The organism is Stenotrophomonas sp. STEN023 (assembly GCF_056760135.1).
This window is the reverse complement of record NZ_JBRREF010000004.1, coordinates 1-17205: the sequence shown is the minus strand read 5'-3', so window position 1 is coordinate 17205 and position 17205 is coordinate 1. Positions and strand designations below refer to the sequence as shown.

Genomic DNA, 17205 nt, shown 5'->3' with positions numbered 1-17205 from the left:
GGCCAAAGGGAGGGGGCGTAGTGCCGAGCCATGCTCGGCAGGGGCATTCCAAGCCAAGGCCAAAAGCCACCCCTCCCCAGCCCTCCCCTTGGCCTGCGGCCAAAGGGAGGGGGCGTAGTGCCGAGCCATGCTCGGCAGGAGCATTCCAAGCCAAGGCCAAAAGCGACCCCTCCCCAACCCTCCCCTTGGCCTGCGACCAAAAGGAGGGGGCGCAATGCCGAGCATGGCTCGGCATTACTCGGCGATAGGCAGGCACAGGGTTTCTTTTACTTCTTCCATCACGATGTAGCTCTTGGATTCGCGCACGTGCGGCAAGGTCAACAGGGTGCTGCCCAGCAGCTTGCGGTAGGAGGCCATTTCGTTGATGCGTGCCTTGAGCAGATAATCGAAATCACCGGACATCAAATGGCACTCCAACACGTTGGGCAGCTTCAACGCCGCGCGCCGGAATTCCTCGAAGATGTCGCCGGATTTGTAGGCCAGGCTGATCTCCACGAACACCAGCAGACTGGCTTTGACCGAGGCGGGGTCCAGCCGCGCGTAGTAGCCGGTGATCACGCCTTCACGTTCCAGCCGGCGCACGCGCTCGGTGCAGGGCGTGGTCGACAGGCCGACGCGTTCGCCCAGCTCGGTGAAGGAGATGCGGCCCTCCTGCTGCAGGATGCGCAGGATCTTGCGGTCGATCTTGTCCAGTTCGCGGCTGCGGGTGGCCATGGTGGCTCTGCTTTTGATGAACGAAACGGGAAATTAACCTGATTCGGCAAGCTAATACAGGGGAAACAACTGCTTGGCCGTGAATATACTGCGCGGTTCCTAGCCCCTGCTGCCCCGCACGCAGGGAATGATGTGGTCCGGAGAATGAAAATGCGCGTTCTGGTGCTTGGCAGCGGTGTGATCGGCACGACCAGTGCCTGGTATCTACGGCAGGCCGGCTTTGAGGTCACCGTAGTGGATCGGCAGCCGGCGCCGGCGCTGGAAACCAGCTTCGCCAACGCTGGCCAGCTGTCGTTCGGCTATACCTCGCCGTGGGCCGCCCCGGGCGTGCCGTTCAAGGCAATCAAGTGGCTGTTCGAAGAACACGCGCCGCTGGCGATCCGTCCGACCGCCGACATCGCCCAGTACCGCTGGCTGTGGCAGATGCTGCGCAACTGCACCTCCGCCCGCTATGCGGTCAACAAGGCGCGCATGGTGCGGGTGTCCGACTACAGCCGCGATTGCATCAACGAGCTGCGCGCCGCCACCGGTATCGATTACGAAGGCCGCCAGCTCGGCACCACCCAATTGTTCCGCACCCAGCAGCAGCTCGATGCCGCCGCGCAGGACATCGAGGTGCTGCGCGAGTACGGCGTGCCCTACGAAGTGTTGGATCGCCAGGGCATCGCCCGGGTTGAGCCGGCGCTGGCCGGCAAGACCGAAATGCTGGTCGGCGCGTTGCGCCTGCCCGAGGACCAGACCGGCGACTGCCAGCTGTTCACCACCAAACTGGCGGCATTGGCTGAAGCGGCCGGCGTCGAGTTCCGCTTCGACCAGGACATCGCCTCGATCCAGACCGATGGTGACCGCATCACCGGCGTGCGCATCAACGGCAAGCTGGAAACCGCCGATCATTACGTGCTCGCGCTGGGCAGCTACTCGCCGCAGTTGCTGGCACCGCTGGGCATGCAGTTGCCGGTGTATCCGCTGAAGGGTTACTCGCTGACCCTGCCGATCACCAATGCGGCGATGGCGCCGAATTCGACCATCCTCGACGAGAGCTACAAGATCGCCATCACCCGCTTCGAGGACCGTATCCGCGTTGGCGGCATGGCCGAAGTGGCCGGCTTCGATCTGTCGCTGGAACCGCGTCGTCGCGCCACGCTGGAGAAGGTGGTCAAGGACCTGTACCCGGACGGTGGCGATCTGTCGCAGGCCAGCTTCTGGACCGGCCTGCGCCCGGCCACCCCGGACGGCACGCCGGTGATCGGCGCAACGCCTTACCGCAACCTGTTCCTCAATACCGGCCACGGCACCCTCGGCTGGACCATGGCGGCCGGCTCTGGCCGTTACCTGGCCGATCTGATGAGCGGCAAGCAGCCGCAGATCAGCACCGAAGGCCTGGATATCTTCCGCTACGGCAAGGGCCAGCACTGATGCGCCCGGCACAGGCACTGATCGACCTGGACGCACTGCGCCACAACTACCGGCTGGCCCGCCAGCTCGGCGGTGGCAAGGCGCTGGCGATCATCAAGGCAGATGCCTACGGCCACGGTGCGGTGAACTGCGCCCGCGCGCTGCAGGACGAGGCTGATGGTTTTGGCGTGGCCTGCATCGAAGAGGCGCTGGAGCTGCGTCAGGCGGGTATCCGCGGCCCGATCCTGCTGATGGAAGGCTTCTTTGATGCGGCCGAACTGCCGCTGATCGTCGAGCACGATTTCTGGGTGGTGGTGGCCACGTCGTGGCAGCTGGAAGCGGTTGAGGCGTTCAAGACCGATGCCATGCTGCGCATCTGGTTGAAGCTGGACAGTGGCATGCATCGGCTGGGTTTGTCGCCGGAGGAGTTCCGCGACGCGCACGCGCGCCTGACCGCACTGCCGCAGGTCGGCCCGCTGGTGTTGATGACCCACCTGGCGCGCGCCGATGAGCTGGACAGCAACCGTACCCGCGAACAGCTCGATGTTTTCGTCCGTGCAACCGAAGGCTTGGCAGGTGAAACCAGTTTGTGCAATTCGCCGGCGCTGTTGGGCTGGCCGGATGTGCGCAGTGACTGGGTACGCCCCGGGCTGATGCTGTACGGTGCCGATCCGTTGTATCCGCAGCCCAGCCCGCATGCCGCGCAGCTGCGCCCGGTGATGACATTGCAATCGCGGGTGATCGCGGTGCGCAAACTCGCCGTCGGCGAACCGCTGGGTTACGGCGCGCGTTTTGTTGCTGAAAAGCCAACGCGTGTAGGCGTGGTTGCGATGGGCTACGCCGATGGCTATCCGCAGTTCGCACCCAATGGCACACCGGTGTTGATCGATGGCGTACCGGGGCGACTGATTGGTCGTGTATCGATGGACATGCTGACCGTGGACCTGACCGATCACCCGCAGGCGGCACGCGGCAGCATCGTGCAGTTGTGGGGAAATGCACCCACCATCTCGGAGTTGGCACCGCGCTGCAATACCAGCGCCTATCGCTTGCCGTGCAGCCTAAAGCGCACGCCGCGGGTGTATCTGTAGGAACAAGGCCTTTGCCCCCTCCCTTGCGCCGTAGGCGGAGGGGAGGGTTGGGGAGGGGTTGGCTCTTTGCTGATGCAGTGTTGGTAACGCTTTTGCCGAGCATGGCTCGGTACTGCGGGTGGGGTCTATCGGGCAAGCCTCTGCCGAGCATGGCTCGGCACTACAGGGGAAAAGGGCCGCGATGCGGCCCTTTTCGTTTCAATCAATTACGCTTTACACGCCAGCCGTAGTTCGATCGCTCTGCAGCTCACGCCGCACCCAGTCATTGAGCAGGCGCTTCTCATAACGCAGCGGGTCGGTGTTGCTGGGCAAGCTGCTGTTGAGCAGGTAGCCGGTATCGGACAGCTTGCGCTCGCCCTGGTCGATGACCTGGCCATTGGCGTCTGTCAGGGTGAACTGCAGGGTGATGCGCGGCGGGTAGATGTCGCGCATCACGCGTACGTCATCCAGGCGCGGGCCGTGCCACGGCTCGTAATCGCCAGCACGTTTGATGTCGGTGATGGTCACATCCAGTTTCTGTCCCGGCGGCAATTGCTTGCTGGCCTGCGCGCGCAGGTAGTCGGCCAAGGTCTCCACCCAGTTGCCGCGCTCGGCTTCCCAACGGTTGCGGCTGTAGCGCAGTTCGGTGAATTGGCTTGGATCGGTCCATTGCACCTGTACCGGGCCTTCGACACTCAGGGCACGCGGTGCCTCGGGGTCGGTAACAGTACGCGGCTTGGCGTCGACGCCGCCGACAGCCAGCAGGCAGGCCAGGGCAAGTCCGGTAATGGTCAGGGTTTTCATTACGTACTCCTGGGGACTTCGATGAGCGAAGTGTGAAGCCGATACGCATACCCTGCAATGAATGGCTCCAGGCGCGCAGCGGCGGATTGCGCGATGGTTCATCATCACGGGGTGTGGATCGGTCATCGCCCAGACTCCCCGGCATCCACCTCCTTCTTTGCTGCCACCTGCTCCTTCCCGACAATGCCTGCTCCCAACCCGGACTCACACCTTTCGTTGCTGTCTCTGGACGAAGAGGATCTGGATAGCTCCAGCCTCTATCGGGAGGTATTCAACGCGGTGGCCAGTGGCTTCTGCGTGATCGAGCTGGTGTTTGACGGCGGTGTCGCGGTCGATTTCATCTACCGCAAGGTCAACGCCGGTTTCCAGAAGGTCACCGGGCTGAGCAATGTCACCGGTCATCGCGCCAGCGAGGTGGTGCCGGCAATGGATGCGGAGTGGTTCCAGGCCTTTGCCAAGGTGCTGAGCGATGGTGGCATCAGCCAGTTCGAGCGTGAGGTGTCGGCACCGGCACGCTGGTACTCGGTGGAAGCGGTACGTATCGGCAGGCCGGACAAACACCAGGTGGCGGTGTTCCTGTTCGATATCTCCGCCCGCAAGCGCATTGAAACCGAGCTGGCCGAAAGCGAGGCGCGCTTCAGCGCCCTGGCCGATGGCTTGCCGATGCCGGTATGGGTGCTGGATGAGCAGGGCCAGCTGCGTTTCGTCAACACCGCGTTCTTCACTTTCTTCGGGCTGCATCCCGATCAGGATCTGGGCACCGATCCCTGGCAGCGGCTATTGCACCCCGATGAACTCGCCTCGTTCCAATTCCAGCTGCGCGCCGCGCTGGGCGATCGCACCGAGTTACACACCAATACCCGTGTGCGCAGGCATGACGGGCAATGGCGCTGGTTGGAAATGAACGCGGTTCCGCGCTTCTCCGCGGATGGGCGCTTCATCGGCCTGGCCGGCAACAGCCCGGACATCACCGAGCGCCGCGAGGTCGAAATGGCCCGCGAAGACCTGCTTACCGCCGAGCGCGTGGCGCGCAACGCGGCCGAAGGCATGGCGCGGATGAAGGACGAGTTCCTTGCAACGCTTTCGCACGAACTGCGCACGCCGCTGACCACGGTGCTGGGCTGGAGTGAGCTGCTACTGCAGCGGATGGAACCTGATCACCCGATGCGGCGTGGCATGGAAGTGATCGCCAGCAGCGCGATGACGCAGAAGCACCTGATGTCGGACATGCTCGACCTGAGCAGCATGTTGCTGGGCAAGGTGCAGTTGGAAGTGGAAGTGCTGGACCTGGCCGAGCAGGTACGTGAAGCCGTGCGCGCGCAGGAACTGGTGGTCGAGGGCAAGGCGCAGACGCTGCTGGTGGAGCTGCCCGAGCTGCCGCAACCGGTACTCGGCGATGCCACCCGCCTGCAGCAGATTCTTGGCAACCTGCTGTCCAATGCGATCAAGTTCACCCCGGTGGAAGGGCGGATCGAGGTCAGCCTGCTGCACGAGGCCGGGCATCTGGTGGTGCAGATCAAGGACGACGGCGACGGCATCGCGCCAGAGTTTCTTGAGCATCTGTTCAGTCGCTTCAGCCAGGCCGACAGCACCACCACCCGCCGCCACGGCGGGCTGGGTTTGGGCCTGGCCATCGTCCAGCAGTTGACCGAGCTGCATGGCGGCACCGTGTCGGCCGCCAGTGCCGGTGCCGGGCGCGGTTCCACCTTCCGCGTGCGCCTGCCGGAGTTCCAGGCACAGAAGGCGGTCAGCCACCCGCGTCGACGGGTACAGCGTGGGCGCATCGGCGAGCAGGTGCTGGTGCCCAATGCCTTGCAGGGGCTGCGCGTGCTGGCAGTGGAAGACCAGGTCGACATGCTGGGCTACATCCGTCGCCTGCTGGAAGAGCAGGGCGCGTCCGTGGTTACCGCCAATACCGCTACCGAAGCGCTGGAGCTGCTCGACCTGCGCGGGCATACCGCCTTCGATGTATTGATCAGTGATATCGGCATGCCGGGCATGGACGGCTACGGCCTTATCCACACCTTGCGGCAGACCTTGGGCGTGGGTGCTGACGAGCTGCCGGCAGTGGCAGTGACCGCGCTGGCCCGCGCCGATGATCGGCGTCGTGCGTTCTCCTCGGGGTTCCAGGGGCATGTGGCCAAGCCGTACAGCGTGACCCAGCTGATTTCAGCGATCCGCGACGCGCGCTTGCCGCGCTGATTTCTTTGCACGGGTTTCACGCGAAAAAGCGCTAATGTGACGGCGTTCACCTGCGGACGCTGCCATGCCCCTGTACGCGCCCCATGTTTATTCCGACCCGATGTTCATCGCATCGCTCGAGGCGCTGCTCGGCCAATTGCCTGAGCAGGCGCGGGTAATGCTGGTGCTCAAGGACGGCAGTCGGGTCGCCGGCACCGTCACCGCACAGCCTGCGCTGCAGCACTTTGCCGACCATAACGAGCAGCCCGGGGTGAACGCCACGGTGCGCCTGGAAGACCTGTTGCGGGCCTGCCAGGAGCATGTGATCTGGCTGGACAGCGTGTTGCAGGTGCTGCACCTGCCGGCCGCCGAACCCTGATCCATCGCGGTTGCGAGCCCTCATTCAGCTGGCTGCGGCCGGTGACACGGGCTGGCCCGGTAGAATGGCCGGCCCTGCTAGACGAATTACCGGCATGCCCGCTCCGCACGACGCTCCGTTGGAAACCCTGTTTCTCCCGTTCTCCAAGGCTGGTCTGCGCTGGCCGCAGGGGCCGGTACTGTTCCTGCGCGCGCAGGACGGTTGGTCGCTGCGCGAACACGCCGACGCCTCGCAGCTGGTCTGTTCGCAGAGCTTCCGCCCGTTTGCCGACGCCCTGCAGCGCAGCGGCTGGGAAGTGCGCGATGAGCAGGCGTTGGAGCAATCCGACGAACGCTACGCGCTGGTGCTGGTACTGCCGCCGCGGCAGCGTGACGAAGCCCGCGCGCTGTTTGCGCAGGCACTGAGCAAGCTGGCCCCGGGCGGCATCATCCTCGCCTGCCAGTCCAACAACGAAGGCGCCCGCTCCGGCGAAAGCGACCTGCAGCAGCTGGCCGGTCTGGGCGGCACCCTGACCAAGAACCACTGCCGCGCGTACTGGTCGGTGCCGGCCGAAGGCAAGCACGATCAGGCCTTGCACAAGCGCTGGGCCGCGCTGGATGCGCCGCGCAAGATCGTTGATGGCCGCTTCCTGAGTCGCCCCGGTGTGTTCGCCTGGGACCGCATTGATCCGGCCTCGGCCTTGCTGGTGGAACAGCTGCCGGCGGATCTGGCCGGGCGCGGTGCCGATCTGGGCGCTGGCTGGGGCTATCTGGCGACCGAAGTACTGGCGCGCTGCCCCAAGGTCACCGCGCTGGACCTGTACGAAGCCGAGGCGCGCGCGCTGGCCCTGGCCCGCCACAACCTGGCCGACGTGGGCGAGCGGGTGAAGCTGGATTTCCGCTGGCAGGACGTCACCGCCGGCATTGATGGCCGTTACGACTTCATTGTTTCCAACCCGCCGTTCCACACCCCGGCGCGCGAAGACCGGCCCGACATCGGCCGCCGCTTCATCGCCGTCGCCGCGCAGTCGCTGCGTCCGGGCGGGCAGTTGTTCATGGTGGCGAACCGCCATCTGCCCTACGAGCAGATCCTCACCGAGAGCTTCGGTGAAGTGCGGGTTGCAGCCGAACGCGATGGCTTCAAGGTCATCGTCGGCACGCGGGGCCGCGCATGAAGCTGGTCAAGCACATCGCCAACCTCGGTTACGGTAGTCGCAAGCAGGTGCAGCAGATGTTCCGCGAAGGCCGCATCACCGATGCGCAGGGCGATGTGCTGTATGCCGACGACAAGGTCGAGCACGACAACATCCGCATCGATGACGAAGTGCTGGACCCGCCGCCGGGGTTGATCCTGATGCTGCACAAGCCGGCCGGCTACACCTGTTCGACCAAGGACCACGGTCGCCTGATCTACGAGCTGCTGCCTGAGCGCTTCCGCGACCGTGATCCGGTGCTGTCCAGCGTCGGCCGTCTCGATCGCGATACCTCGGGCATGTTGCTGATGACCGATGACGGTCAGCTGCTGCACCGCATCGTGTCGCCGAAGTCGAAGCTGGACAAGGTTTACGAAGCGCAGCTGGCGGAAGATTTGAGCGGCAACGAGACCGCGCAGTTCGCCAGCGGCGCGCTGTTGCTGGAATCGGACGACAAGCCCTTGTTGCCGGCCGAGCTGGAAGTGCTGGGCCCGCGCGCTGCACGTCTGACCCTGCACGAAGGCCGCTACCACCAGGTACGGCGCATGTTCGCGGCGGTTGGCAACCACGTGCAGGCGCTGCACCGTTCGCGCATTGGTGGGCTGGGTCTGGGTGATCTGCCTGAAGGCCAATGGCGTCAGCTCGATGCCGCCGATCTGGCCGTGCTGTTCGGAGAGCAGGCCTGATGGAATTGCTGGCCCGCCCGCAGGCGCTGGTGTTCGACATGGACGGGCTGATGCTGGACAGCGAACGTGCGCTGATGGGTTGCCTGGAACAGACCGCACAGGAGCATGGTTATGCCTTGCCGCGCCCGCTGCTGCTGTCCTTGATTGGCTCCTCCGATGCGACCACCCGGCAGAAGCTGGCCGACGTGCTGGGCATGCAACGGACCGACGCGCTGCTGGCCGATTCCTATGCGCGCTATGCCGACATCGTCGATGCTGGCGTGCCGCTGCGCCCGGGCATCATCGAGTTGCTGGAGTTGTTGCGCGAGCACGACATCCCGCGCGCGGTGGCCACCGCCACCCGTTCACCGCTGGCCCAGCGCAAGCTGGAGGCGGCGGGTTTGCTGCAGTATTTCCAGTTCGTTGCCACCAGCAGCGATGTCGCCCATTCCAAGCCGGCGCCGGATATCTATCTGCACGCCGCACATGGACTGGGCATTGCTCCGGCACATTGCCTGGCATTGGAAGATTCACCCACCGGCGTACGCGCCGCATTGGCAGCCGGCATGACCACGATCCAGATTCCGGACCTGCTGGAACCGGACGAGGAAGTGCGTGGCTACGGCCACCACATCACCGCCTCGCTGCACGACGTACGCGAACTGCTGCAGCAATGGCTGCCGGTAAGCGCGGCCTAGGTCTCACTGTAGTGCCGAGCCATGCTCGGCAAGGGGCCTTACCAGCAATACCCAATGTAGTGCCGAGCCATGCTCGGCAGGGGCGTTACCGGTAACGCCCCTGCCGAGCATGGCTCGGCACTACATTGGGTATTGCTGGTAAGGCCCCTTGCCGAGCATGGCTCGGCACTACAGGTCATCTCTCAGGCGTTGCCTTCACCACCGGCCAAGACACGGTGCCAGCCTTCCACGCCCAGCTTGTCCAGCGTGGCGATGTTGCGCTCGACGATGACGTCCGGGTCCGGGAACGCGGCCACCGCACGCTCAACGCTGTCTTCGCGCAGCAGGTGCAGGGTGGGGTAGGGCGAACGGTTGGTGTAGTTGCTGACGTCATCGGCCGCGGCACCGGCGAACTGATATTGCGGGTGGAAACTGGCCACCTGCAGGATGCCTTGCAGATCCAAGGCTTCCACCGCCGCATCGGCGTTTTCGAGGAAATCGTTGTAGTCCAGGAAATCTTCCAGCACGTCCGGGTGGATGATCAGCGTGGTGTCGATCTGCTCGGCCGGGGTGTCGCGCAACAACACCAGCTCCTCGGCCAGCTGTTCCAGCAGCGCCTCGGGCGTGCTGGCATCGCTGAGCACGAAGCGTACCTGCTGCTTGACGTAGACCGCCTTGGCGAACGGGCACAGGTTCAATCCGATCACGGCCTTCTCCACCCAGTTGCGGGTGACGGCGATGGGATCGATGGCGGCTTCTTCGTTCATGGCTGGCGCTCAGGCTGGCAGGGCAGGCGATTGTAGTGGTCCTCGGCGTGGGTTGCCGTCGTGCTGTCATCGCGATGGCGTTCACTGTCCACAAACTGGACAGCGTGCATTGTTGAAATTCCCATGCTTTCAGCGGCTTGCAAGGATCTTGCCGAAGGCTAATAGGCAGTGGCCGGGCGCAGGTATTCAATGTCGGCACAGACCACGCTAGGAGTACAGGCAATGGCAGAACAGGTATTTCTTCCCCCCGCGCTATGGGCGGGCAAGCAGTTTGATGGTCAATGGCAGGCCGGCAGCAGCCAGCAGGACGTGATCGAGCCAGCCACCGGCAAGGTGCTGGGCAGCATTGCGATGGCCGACCCGGCGCAGGTTGCGCGCTCTGCCGCCGCCGCCGCCAAGGCACAGCGCGACTGGGCCAATGCGCCCTATGAAGCCCGCGCGCAGGTGCTGCGCCGCGCCGCACAGCTGGCCGATGAACATGCGGCTGAGATCATCGACTGGCTGGTGCGTGAGTCCGGTTCGACCAAGCTCAAGGCCGGCTTCGAGAACAAGGTGAGCACCAAGGCCCTGCACGAGGCCGCCGCGCTGCCTTCGCGCAGCGTTGGTGAGATCCTGCCCTCGGCGTCGGGCCGGTTGAATCTGGCGCGACGTCGGCCGCTGGGTGTGGTCGGGGTGATCTCCCCGTTCAACTTCCCCCTGTACCTGGCGATGCGCGCGGTGGCACCGGCGCTGGCGCTGGGCAATGCGGTGGTACTCAAGCCCGACCCGCGCACGGCGGTGTGCGGTGGTTTCGTGATCGCCCGCCTGTTTGAACTGGCCGGGCTGCCGGCCGGCGTATTGCATGTATTGCCGGGCGACGGCGCAGCGGGTGCGGCGCTGACCAGCGATCCCAATATCGCCATGATCCAGTTCACCGGTTCCACCGCTGCTGGCCGCAAGGTTGGTGAAGCAGCCGGCCGGCATCTGAAGAAAGTGTCGCTGGAACTCGGCGGCAAGAACGCGCTGATCGTGCTGGACGACGCGGACATCGATCTGGCCATCGCCAACACGGCCTGGGGCGTTTACCTGCATCAGGGCCAGATCTGCATGGCCACCGGCCGCGTGCTGGTCCAGCGTGGCATCTATGCGCAGTTCCTGGAAAAGCTCATCGCCAAAGCGCAATCACTCACTGTCGGTGATCCGGCGCTTGCCGATGTCGCACTCGGCCCCTTGATCAACGCGCAGCAGCGCGACCACGCCGCACGCGTGGTGGCCGAGGCCGCAGCGGCCGGCGCGACGCTGGAAACCGGCGGCACCTATCAGGATCTGTTCTTCGAGCCGACCGTGCTCAGTGGTGTGGACAAGACCAATCCCGCCTTCCGTGCGGAGATCTTCGCACCGGTGGCGGTGGTGGTGCCGTTCGATACCGATGAGGAAGCCGCAGCGCTGGCCAACGACACCGAGTACGGCCTGTCGATGGCGATCGTCTCCAGCAATGTCGGCCGTGCCTTGAAGCTGGGCGAACAGCTGCATACCGGCATCCTGCATATCAACGACCAGACCGTGAATGACGAAGTCATCAACCCGTTTGGTGGCGTCGGTGCCTCGGGCAATGGCAGCAGCATCGGTGGCCCGGCCAACATCGAGGAATTCACCCAATGGCAATGGCTGACCATCAAGGGCGAAGCCCCGGCCTATCCGCTCTGAACAGGAGAAACCCATGAGTGCATCTGCAGAACTGCGTGACATCACCGTGGCGGTGGTGCGCGAGAAGGAAAAGCCGTTCACCATCGAAAAAGCCCGCATCCGTGGGCCCAAGGATGACGAGGTACTGGTGCGGGTGATTGCCACCGGCCTGTGCCATACCGACCTGATCGTGCGCGACCAGTACTACCCGGTGCCGTTGCCGGCGGTGCTCGGCCACGAAGGTGCGGGCGTGATCGAAGCACTGGGTCCGGGCGTCAAGGATCTGAAGGTAGGCGACCACGTGGTGCTTACCTACGGTGCCTGTGGCCACTGCAATCCCTGCAGCGGTGGCCATGGTGCCTACTGCAAGGACTTTTTCGGCCTGAATTTCGGCGGTGGTGAACTGGACGGCAGCACCGCCATCCAGGACCCGCACGGTCAGCCGCTGCACGATCACTTCTTTGCCCAGTCCTCGTTTGCGACCTATGCACTGAGCCGCGAGAACAACGCGATCAAGGTGCCCGTCGATGCGCCCTTGGAGCTGCTCGGTCCGTTGGGCTGTGGCATCCAGACCGGTGCCGGTGCGGTGATCAACTCGCTCAAGGTTGGCGCAGGCAGCAGCTTTGCGTCCTATGGCGCAGGTGCGGTTGGCCTGAGCGCGGTGATGGCTGCGCGTGTGGCCGGTGCCACCACCATCATTGCCATCGACGTGGTGCCGTCGCGGCTGGAACTGGCCAAGGAACTGGGCGCTACCCACACGATCAACAGCCGCGAGGTGGATGTGATCGAGGCGGTGCGAGCCATCACCGACGGCGGCGCTGACTTCGCGCTGGAATCGACCGGTCGCCCTGAGGTATTGGAGCAGGGCATCGAAGCATTGGCCGGTCTTGGCGTGATCGGTGTGGTGGGTGCGCCCAAGCTGGGCACCAAGGCCGCGTTCGACATCAACAACCTGCTGCTGGGCGGCCGCAGCATTCGTGGCATCGTTGAAGGCGACAGCGTGCCCAAGGTATTCATTCCGCAGCTGGTACAGCTGTACCAGCAGGGCCGCTTCCCGTTCGACAAACTGGTCAAGTTCTATCCGCTGGAGCAGATCAACCAGGCGGCCGAGGACAGCACCAAGGGCATCACCTTGAAACCGATCCTCAAGATCGGCTGATGGAACAAGCCATCGCGGGCCGTGCTGGCCCGCGATGGCGATTCAGTCAGCGAGCGGGGTGTAGGCTGGGCGCAGTTGTCTGGAGGACGCCCATGGCCACCACGCTCGTGCAACAGCAGCAACGCCTGGCAGCAGCGCGACAGCGCTTTGCGGAAGGCGGCAGCCTGCCTGCGCAACTACTGGCACCGGCCGTGCTGCGTTCCTGGGAGCGCTCGCGGCAAGCGGGCGTGCGTCCGCAACAGGCGCCACAGTATTCATCGTTGGCGCAGCGCAAGCTGCGTCTGGATGATCCAGCGGACCGCCTGCTTGCGCGCTGTGTGCGCCAGGACATGGACGACTTATGGGCAGCCTTTGGCGGTCGCCGTTGGACCCTGTTCTGCGTCAATCGCGACGGCCTGATCATCGCCCAGCGCGAACACGGTCTGGGCGATGAGGCGATACTGCGGCCTATCCAGGTCGGGCGCCGCGTGCGCGAGATCGAGATCGGCACCACCGCGCCGTCCTGTGCGCTGGCCGAGGATGCACCTGCGCTGGTGCGCGGCAACGAGCACTACCTCGATGAATTCTCCAAAGTCTATTGCCTGAGCGTGCCGCTGCACGGCGCCGATGGCGAGGTGCTGGGCGCGTTGGATATCACCGGCATCGGTGAGCGCGACAGTGAACTGCTGCGTGGTTATTTTCGCCAGGCCGCATTGTCGATCGAGAACCAGCTGATCCAGCAGCAGCGCGATTGCCATCTATTGGCCGTGCAGCACGACACGCGCTGGTTGGGCACGCCGCTACAGGGCGTGCTGGCGGTGGACGAGGACGGCCAGCTGCGTGCCGCCAACAGCGTGGCGCGGCGCCTTCTTGGCCTGCCGCGCAGCGGCGCATTGCCGTTGATGCGCCTGGACGGGGTGTTTGCCGAAGCCAGCGTGCACCAGCGTCGCCGCCTGTTGCAGGCAGGGCCGGTACATCGGGTGCCGCTGCGTGCGGACAGTGCCTTGCAGGTGCAGTACCTGCGCGGGCCGGTACGCGCGCGTGCCAGTACGCAGACGGTGGCGATGGCAGCGGCGAGTTCGTTGCGTGTGCAGGGGGTACAGGCGGTACGTGAAGCGGTGGCTGCGCATGCTGGCAATCTCAGCGCCGCGGCACGTCAGCTGGGTATTTCGCGCACCACCCTGTACCGCAAGCTGCAGCAGGCCGGTTGAGCCTGCTGCAAGGGGTTTACATCAGTCGCGGAAGTTGTCGAACTGCAGCGGCTGTTCGAAGTCGCCCTTCTTCAGCAGCGCCATCACTTCCTGCAGGTCATCGCGCTTCTTGCCGTTGACGCGCAGCTTGTCGCCATTGATCTGGGTGTCGACCTTGATCTTGGATTCCTTGATCTTGGCGGCGATCTGCTTGGCCAGCTTCTGCTCGATACCCTGCTTGACCGTCACCTGCTGGCGCGCGCCACCCAGGTTGGTCTCGATGTCGCCGAATTCCATGCAGCGGAAGTCGATGTTACGCGCGGCCAGGCGCTGCTTGAGGATGTCCGACATCTGCTTGAGCTGGAAATCGGTAGGCGCGGTGAGCTTGATCAGCTTCTCGCCATCCTGCTCGAAGCTTGCGGCCACGCCCTTGAAATCGAAGCGGGTGGACAGCTCGCGGTTGGCCTGGTCGATGGCGTTGGTCAGCTCGTGCTTGTCAACTTCGGATACGACGTCAAAAGAAGGCATGGGGCCTGCTCCAATCAGAAAACAGCGGTCATTCTAGGCGATTGGCGGGCGGGGAATGGTGGAGGCGCTGCCCATGGTTGTTGGCGTTGCTGCTGCGGTTGCTGTTGTCGTTGCCTTGGCAGGACCGGGGTCGAGGGCCGCAGTTGGAAGCAGCGCAGCAACAGCAACCACGCTCACAACCCCAAGCGCAGCTTCACCTCAGCCGCAATCCGGGTGGTCTCGCGCAATGGCTCAACCGCGAGATTCAAGTCAGCATCAAACGCCGCCAGCCCATCCAGCAACCGCCCTCGCTCCCGCAAGGCCTGCTGGAAGCGCGCCATCCGTTCCTGCGAGCGCTGGCCCAGCAGCACGCCGACCGGCACACGGGTGGCGCAGGCTTCCGACAGCAGGTTGACCGAGTCTGGCGTGCAGACAATGCGGTCGGCCCAGCCCAGCAGGCCGGCATAGGGATTTGAGCCGTCGCCGCCATCTGCCCAGATCACCCCGGGCACGTCGTCGAAGGCCCGCAGCAGGGCAGCGGTCACCGGTTTGGGGGTGCGCCGCGAGGTGGTGGCCAGCACGCTGCCGCCTTCGGCGCGGATGCGTGCCGCCAGTTGCTGGAACAGCGGTTGGATGTCGCTGTCCTGCCACGGCGCGTGATCGGTGGGGCCGCCAACCAGCAAGGCGGTGCGCGGGCCTGGCAGTTGCTCGAAGCTGGAGAACGCGGCCCGGCCCCAGGCCAGCCAGTCATCGCTGACCGGGTTGAGGCTGCCCAACAGGGTCAGCACGTTGTCCGCGCGCAGGCGGTCGTGATCGGGCACCACCAGCAGGTCCCAGTGGCGCGGGGGAATACGAGGGTCGAGGATCTGTACGGTGCGGCTGCCGCGTTGGCCCAGTACCCGCAATGCGCCCGCCGCCTGCCGGCCGCAACCAATCGCCAGCGCCGGTGGGTTGCCGGCCAGCTGCGCGAACTGCGGCCCAAAGCCCCGCGCAGCGCCCGGCAGCAGGCGCGGCGACAGCCAGCGCCACGGCGCCCGTGGCAGCAGTTGCAGGCGCTGCTGGCCGCCCAGCGCCAGCGCGGACGCCAACGCCACCGCCTGGCGCACGTTGCCGGCGCGGCCGTCGGTGATCGTCCATGGGAGCGTCGATCGTTTCGCGTATGGCATTAATTCGTTTCAATAAGGCTGGGTGTTGCAACAGCCAGAGGGCTCTACACTGAGGCCTCTGATCGGCGTGATCATTGTCCGGGGCCGACCCGTGCAATGTCACGACCGTAGCCAATTCACCACGGAGTTTCCATGTCCGACATCTTCAACGATGCCGCGCTTGACCAGCTGTTCCGCACCGCCCGCACCCAGAACACGTTCCAGGACCGTCCGGTCGAGGACAGCCAGCTGCGCGCCCTGTATGACCTGCTGAAGTGGGCACCCACCTCCGCCAATGCCAGCCCGGCGCGCTTCGTGTTCGTCAAATCGGCCGAAGCCAAGCAGAAGCTGGCGCCCGCCCTGTCCGAGGGCAATCTGGCCAAGACCCTGGCTGCCCCGGTCACGGCGATCATTGGTTTTGACCTGGATTTCCACGAGAAGCTGCCTTACCTGTTCCCCCACACCGACGCCAAGGCCTGGTTTGACGGCCCGCGCGAAGGCCGCCACGAGGCTGCGTTCCGCAACGGCAGCCTGCAGGGTGCCTATCTGATCCTCGCCGCGCGCGCGCTGGGATTGGATGCAGGCCCGATGTCGGGCTTCGACCCGGCCAAGGTGGATGAAGCGTTTTTTGCCGGCACCGCCATCAAGTCCAATTTCCTCGTCAATCTGGGCTATGGCGACCCGTCCGGCATCTTCCCGCGCCTGCCGCGGCTTTCGTTCGACGAAGCCGCGCGTATTGCCTGATTGTTGAAGTGTTCCACGCGGCGTCCGTCACCTTGGCTGACGCCTTGCTTGTCCAGAATGATCCCGTCTATCACCTCCAAGGAGAGATCCATGTCCGCTATGACCAAGTTGCTGCTCCCGCTGGCCCTGGCCGCCGCCATCACCGCCTGCTCCAAGCCGGCTGACACCGCTGCCCCGGCTGCCGCCCCGGCCGACACCGCCGCTGCGCCGGCCGATGCCGCCGCTACGCCGGCCGATGCCGCTGCTGCTGCCCCGGCTGCCCCGGAAGCTGCTGCGATCCAGATCGCCGCCGGCACCTACAAGCTCGACCCGAGCCACACCGACGTGCTGGTGCAGTGGAGCCACATGGGCTTCTCCAACCCGAGCGCGCACTTCGGCAACGCTGACGGCACCCTGGTGTACGACGCCGCTGACGTGGGCAAGTCCAGCGTGGAAGTGACCCTGCCGCTGTCCGGCTTGAACACCTTCACCGCCAAGTTCGACGAGCACATTCGCAGCGCCGATTTCTTCGACGCCGCCAAGTTCCCGACCGCCACCTTCAAGAGCACCAAGGTTGAAGCCGCTGGTACCAACAAGCTGACCGTGACCGGTGACCTGACCGTCAAGGGCATCACCAAGCCGGTGGTGTTGGACGTGACCGTCAACGGTGCCGGCGAGCACCCGATGGCCAAGGTGCCGTCGGTCGGCTTCGATGCCACCACCACCATCAAGCGCAGCGATTTCGGCGTGGGCGCCTATGCCCCGGCCGTCAGCGATGACGTCAAGGTCCGCATCACCACCGAAGCCTCGATCCCGAAGGCCGAGGAAGCTGCAGCCAAGTAATCGCGTCAGCGGTTTCTTCGTAGCACGCAGTAAACGCAAAGGCCCGCCATCGGCGGGCCTTTGTCGTTCTGGCCTTCCCGCTTTCCCGCTTTGTTTGTGGGAGCGGCGTCAGCCGCGAAGCTGAGGTTGCTGAAGGTGTTCGCATTTTGTGCGAGCTGATGGTGTGTCTGC

The 17205-nt window shown here is 64.8% G+C and carries 17 protein-coding genes; 12 read left to right on the top strand and 5 right to left on the bottom strand.

The window, feature by feature from the left end; genetic code table 11:
- Positions 1-234: 234 nt before the first annotated feature.
- Positions 235-714 (bottom strand): winged helix-turn-helix transcriptional regulator, encoded by a 480-nt coding sequence (locus tag ACVOLV_RS01515; RefSeq protein WP_481509823.1) that lies wholly within the window; start codon positions 712-714, stop codon positions 235-237.
- A 150-nt stretch (positions 715-864) separates the two neighbouring features.
- Here ACVOLV_RS01515 and ACVOLV_RS01510 point away from each other — a divergent pair, with 150 nt between their 5' ends.
- Together ACVOLV_RS01510 and alr are read left to right on the top strand one after the other, a co-directional pair.
- Positions 865-2130, top strand: coding sequence for a D-amino acid dehydrogenase (locus ACVOLV_RS01510; RefSeq protein ID WP_282272146.1), 1266 nt, complete (start codon positions 865-867; stop codon positions 2128-2130).
- Positions 2130-3200 (top strand): alanine racemase, encoded by a 1071-nt coding sequence (gene alr / locus ACVOLV_RS01505; protein WP_481552806.1) that lies wholly within the window; start codon positions 2130-2132, stop codon positions 3198-3200. Before ACVOLV_RS01510 ends, alr begins: the two co-directional genes overlap by 1 nt.
- A 213-nt stretch (positions 3201-3413) precedes the next feature.
- On the opposite strand, the gene ACVOLV_RS01500 is transcribed toward alr, so the two are convergent.
- The gene (locus tag ACVOLV_RS01500; RefSeq protein WP_481552805.1) at positions 3414-3983 is read right to left on the bottom strand and encodes a DUF3016 domain-containing protein; all 570 of its coding nucleotides are present in this window, start codon (positions 3981-3983) and stop codon (positions 3414-3416) included.
- Between the two features lie 183 nt (positions 3984-4166).
- On the opposite strand from ACVOLV_RS01500, the gene ACVOLV_RS01495 reads away from it, so the two are divergent.
- The 5 genes from ACVOLV_RS01495 to ACVOLV_RS01475 all read left to right on the top strand — a co-directional run bounded on the left by ACVOLV_RS01495 (position 4167) and on the right by ACVOLV_RS01475 (position 9077).
- Positions 4167-6185: an ATP-binding response regulator gene (locus ACVOLV_RS01495; protein ID WP_481552804.1), complete on the top strand. Its 2019-nt coding sequence runs from the start codon at positions 4167-4169 to the stop codon at positions 6183-6185.
- Between the two features lie 64 nt (positions 6186-6249).
- A complete protein-coding gene (locus ACVOLV_RS01490; RefSeq protein ID WP_303747669.1) occupies positions 6250-6543 on the top strand; it encodes a DUF3247 family protein in 294 nt (97 codons plus the stop codon).
- A 94-nt stretch (positions 6544-6637) separates the two neighbouring features.
- Complete coding sequence (locus ACVOLV_RS01485; protein WP_481552803.1) at positions 6638-7696, top strand: class I SAM-dependent methyltransferase; 1059 nt, start codon at positions 6638-6640, stop codon at positions 7694-7696.
- Positions 7693-8400 carry a pseudouridine synthase gene (locus tag ACVOLV_RS01480; protein WP_481552802.1) on the top strand — a complete coding sequence of 236 codons (708 nt, stop codon included), beginning with the start codon at positions 7693-7695 and terminating at the stop codon, positions 8398-8400. The genes ACVOLV_RS01485 and ACVOLV_RS01480 overlap by 4 nt, the downstream gene beginning before the upstream one ends.
- Positions 8400-9077 (top strand): HAD family hydrolase, encoded by a 678-nt coding sequence (locus ACVOLV_RS01475; protein WP_481552801.1) that lies wholly within the window; start codon positions 8400-8402, stop codon positions 9075-9077. Before ACVOLV_RS01480 ends, ACVOLV_RS01475 begins: the two co-directional genes overlap by 1 nt.
- Before the next feature lie 182 nt (positions 9078-9259).
- On the opposite strand, the gene ACVOLV_RS01470 is transcribed toward ACVOLV_RS01475, so the two are convergent.
- Positions 9260-9823: a DUF1415 domain-containing protein gene (locus ACVOLV_RS01470; RefSeq protein WP_303747665.1), complete on the bottom strand. Its 564-nt coding sequence runs from the start codon at positions 9821-9823 to the stop codon at positions 9260-9262.
- 222 nt (positions 9824-10045) lie between these two features.
- Between ACVOLV_RS01470 and ACVOLV_RS01465 the strand changes: the two genes are divergently transcribed.
- The 3 genes from ACVOLV_RS01465 to ACVOLV_RS01455 all read left to right on the top strand — a co-directional run bounded on the left by ACVOLV_RS01465 (position 10046) and on the right by ACVOLV_RS01455 (position 13837).
- Positions 10046-11509 (top strand): benzaldehyde dehydrogenase, encoded by a 1464-nt coding sequence (locus tag ACVOLV_RS01465; protein ID WP_481552800.1) that lies wholly within the window; start codon positions 10046-10048, stop codon positions 11507-11509.
- Positions 11510-11522: 13 nt separating this feature from the next.
- Entirely contained in the window at positions 11523-12647 is a 1125-nt protein-coding gene (locus ACVOLV_RS01460) for an NAD(P)-dependent alcohol dehydrogenase (RefSeq protein WP_481552799.1), read from the top strand.
- A 92-nt stretch (positions 12648-12739) separates the two neighbouring features.
- The gene (locus tag ACVOLV_RS01455; RefSeq protein ID WP_481552798.1) at positions 12740-13837 is read left to right on the top strand and encodes a helix-turn-helix domain-containing protein; all 1098 of its coding nucleotides are present in this window, start codon (positions 12740-12742) and stop codon (positions 13835-13837) included.
- Between the two features lie 21 nt (positions 13838-13858).
- On the opposite strand, the gene ACVOLV_RS01450 is transcribed toward ACVOLV_RS01455, so the two are convergent.
- Positions 13859-14344, bottom strand: a complete 486-nt coding sequence (locus tag ACVOLV_RS01450; protein ID WP_293705345.1) for a YajQ family cyclic di-GMP-binding protein — start codon at positions 14342-14344, stop codon at positions 13859-13861.
- A gap of 173 nt (positions 14345-14517) precedes the next feature.
- Entirely contained in the window at positions 14518-15489 is a 972-nt protein-coding gene (locus ACVOLV_RS01445; protein WP_481552797.1) for a mitochondrial fission ELM1 family protein, read from the bottom strand.
- A gap of 132 nt (positions 15490-15621) precedes the next feature.
- On the opposite strand from ACVOLV_RS01445, the gene ACVOLV_RS01440 reads away from it, so the two are divergent.
- Positions 15622-16212 carry a malonic semialdehyde reductase gene (locus ACVOLV_RS01440; RefSeq protein WP_282272292.1) on the top strand — a complete coding sequence of 197 codons (591 nt, stop codon included), beginning with the start codon at positions 15622-15624 and terminating at the stop codon, positions 16210-16212.
- A 90-nt stretch (positions 16213-16302) separates the two neighbouring features.
- The gene (locus ACVOLV_RS01435; protein WP_481552796.1) at positions 16303-17034 is read left to right on the top strand and encodes a YceI family protein; all 732 of its coding nucleotides are present in this window, start codon (positions 16303-16305) and stop codon (positions 17032-17034) included.
- The last annotated feature ends 171 nt before the right edge of the window (positions 17035-17205 follow it).

Excerpts from the sequence above, each read along its gene's own strand:
- ACVOLV_RS01515 (WP_481509823.1), bottom strand. The coding sequence starts at position 714 with ATGGCCACCCGCAGCCGCGAACTGGACAAGATCGACCGCAAGATCCTG.
- ACVOLV_RS01510 (WP_282272146.1), top strand. The coding sequence starts at position 865 with ATGCGCGTTCTGGTGCTTGGCAGCGGTGTGATCGGCACGACCAGTGCC.
- alr (WP_481552806.1), top strand. The coding sequence starts at position 2,130 with ATGCGCCCGGCACAGGCACTGATCGACCTGGACGCACTGCGCCACAAC.
- ACVOLV_RS01500 (WP_481552805.1), bottom strand. The coding sequence starts at position 3,983 with ATGAAAACCCTGACCATTACCGGACTTGCCCTGGCCTGCCTGCTGGCT.
- ACVOLV_RS01495 (WP_481552804.1), top strand. The coding sequence starts at position 4,167 with ATGCCTGCTCCCAACCCGGACTCACACCTTTCGTTGCTGTCTCTGGAC.
- ACVOLV_RS01490 (WP_303747669.1), top strand. The coding sequence starts at position 6,250 with ATGCCCCTGTACGCGCCCCATGTTTATTCCGACCCGATGTTCATCGCA.
- ACVOLV_RS01485 (WP_481552803.1), top strand. The coding sequence starts at position 6,638 with ATGCCCGCTCCGCACGACGCTCCGTTGGAAACCCTGTTTCTCCCGTTC.
- ACVOLV_RS01480 (WP_481552802.1), top strand. The coding sequence starts at position 7,693 with ATGAAGCTGGTCAAGCACATCGCCAACCTCGGTTACGGTAGTCGCAAG.
- ACVOLV_RS01475 (WP_481552801.1), top strand. The coding sequence starts at position 8,400 with ATGGAATTGCTGGCCCGCCCGCAGGCGCTGGTGTTCGACATGGACGGG.
- ACVOLV_RS01470 (WP_303747665.1), bottom strand. The coding sequence starts at position 9,823 with ATGAACGAAGAAGCCGCCATCGATCCCATCGCCGTCACCCGCAACTGG.
- ACVOLV_RS01465 (WP_481552800.1), top strand. The coding sequence starts at position 10,046 with ATGGCAGAACAGGTATTTCTTCCCCCCGCGCTATGGGCGGGCAAGCAG.
- ACVOLV_RS01460 (WP_481552799.1), top strand. The coding sequence starts at position 11,523 with ATGAGTGCATCTGCAGAACTGCGTGACATCACCGTGGCGGTGGTGCGC.
- ACVOLV_RS01455 (WP_481552798.1), top strand. The coding sequence starts at position 12,740 with ATGGCCACCACGCTCGTGCAACAGCAGCAACGCCTGGCAGCAGCGCGA.
- ACVOLV_RS01450 (WP_293705345.1), bottom strand. The coding sequence starts at position 14,344 with ATGCCTTCTTTTGACGTCGTATCCGAAGTTGACAAGCACGAGCTGACC.
- ACVOLV_RS01445 (WP_481552797.1), bottom strand. The coding sequence starts at position 15,489 with ATGCCATACGCGAAACGATCGACGCTCCCATGGACGATCACCGACGGC.
- ACVOLV_RS01440 (WP_282272292.1), top strand. The coding sequence starts at position 15,622 with ATGTCCGACATCTTCAACGATGCCGCGCTTGACCAGCTGTTCCGCACC.
- ACVOLV_RS01435 (WP_481552796.1), top strand. The coding sequence starts at position 16,303 with ATGTCCGCTATGACCAAGTTGCTGCTCCCGCTGGCCCTGGCCGCCGCC.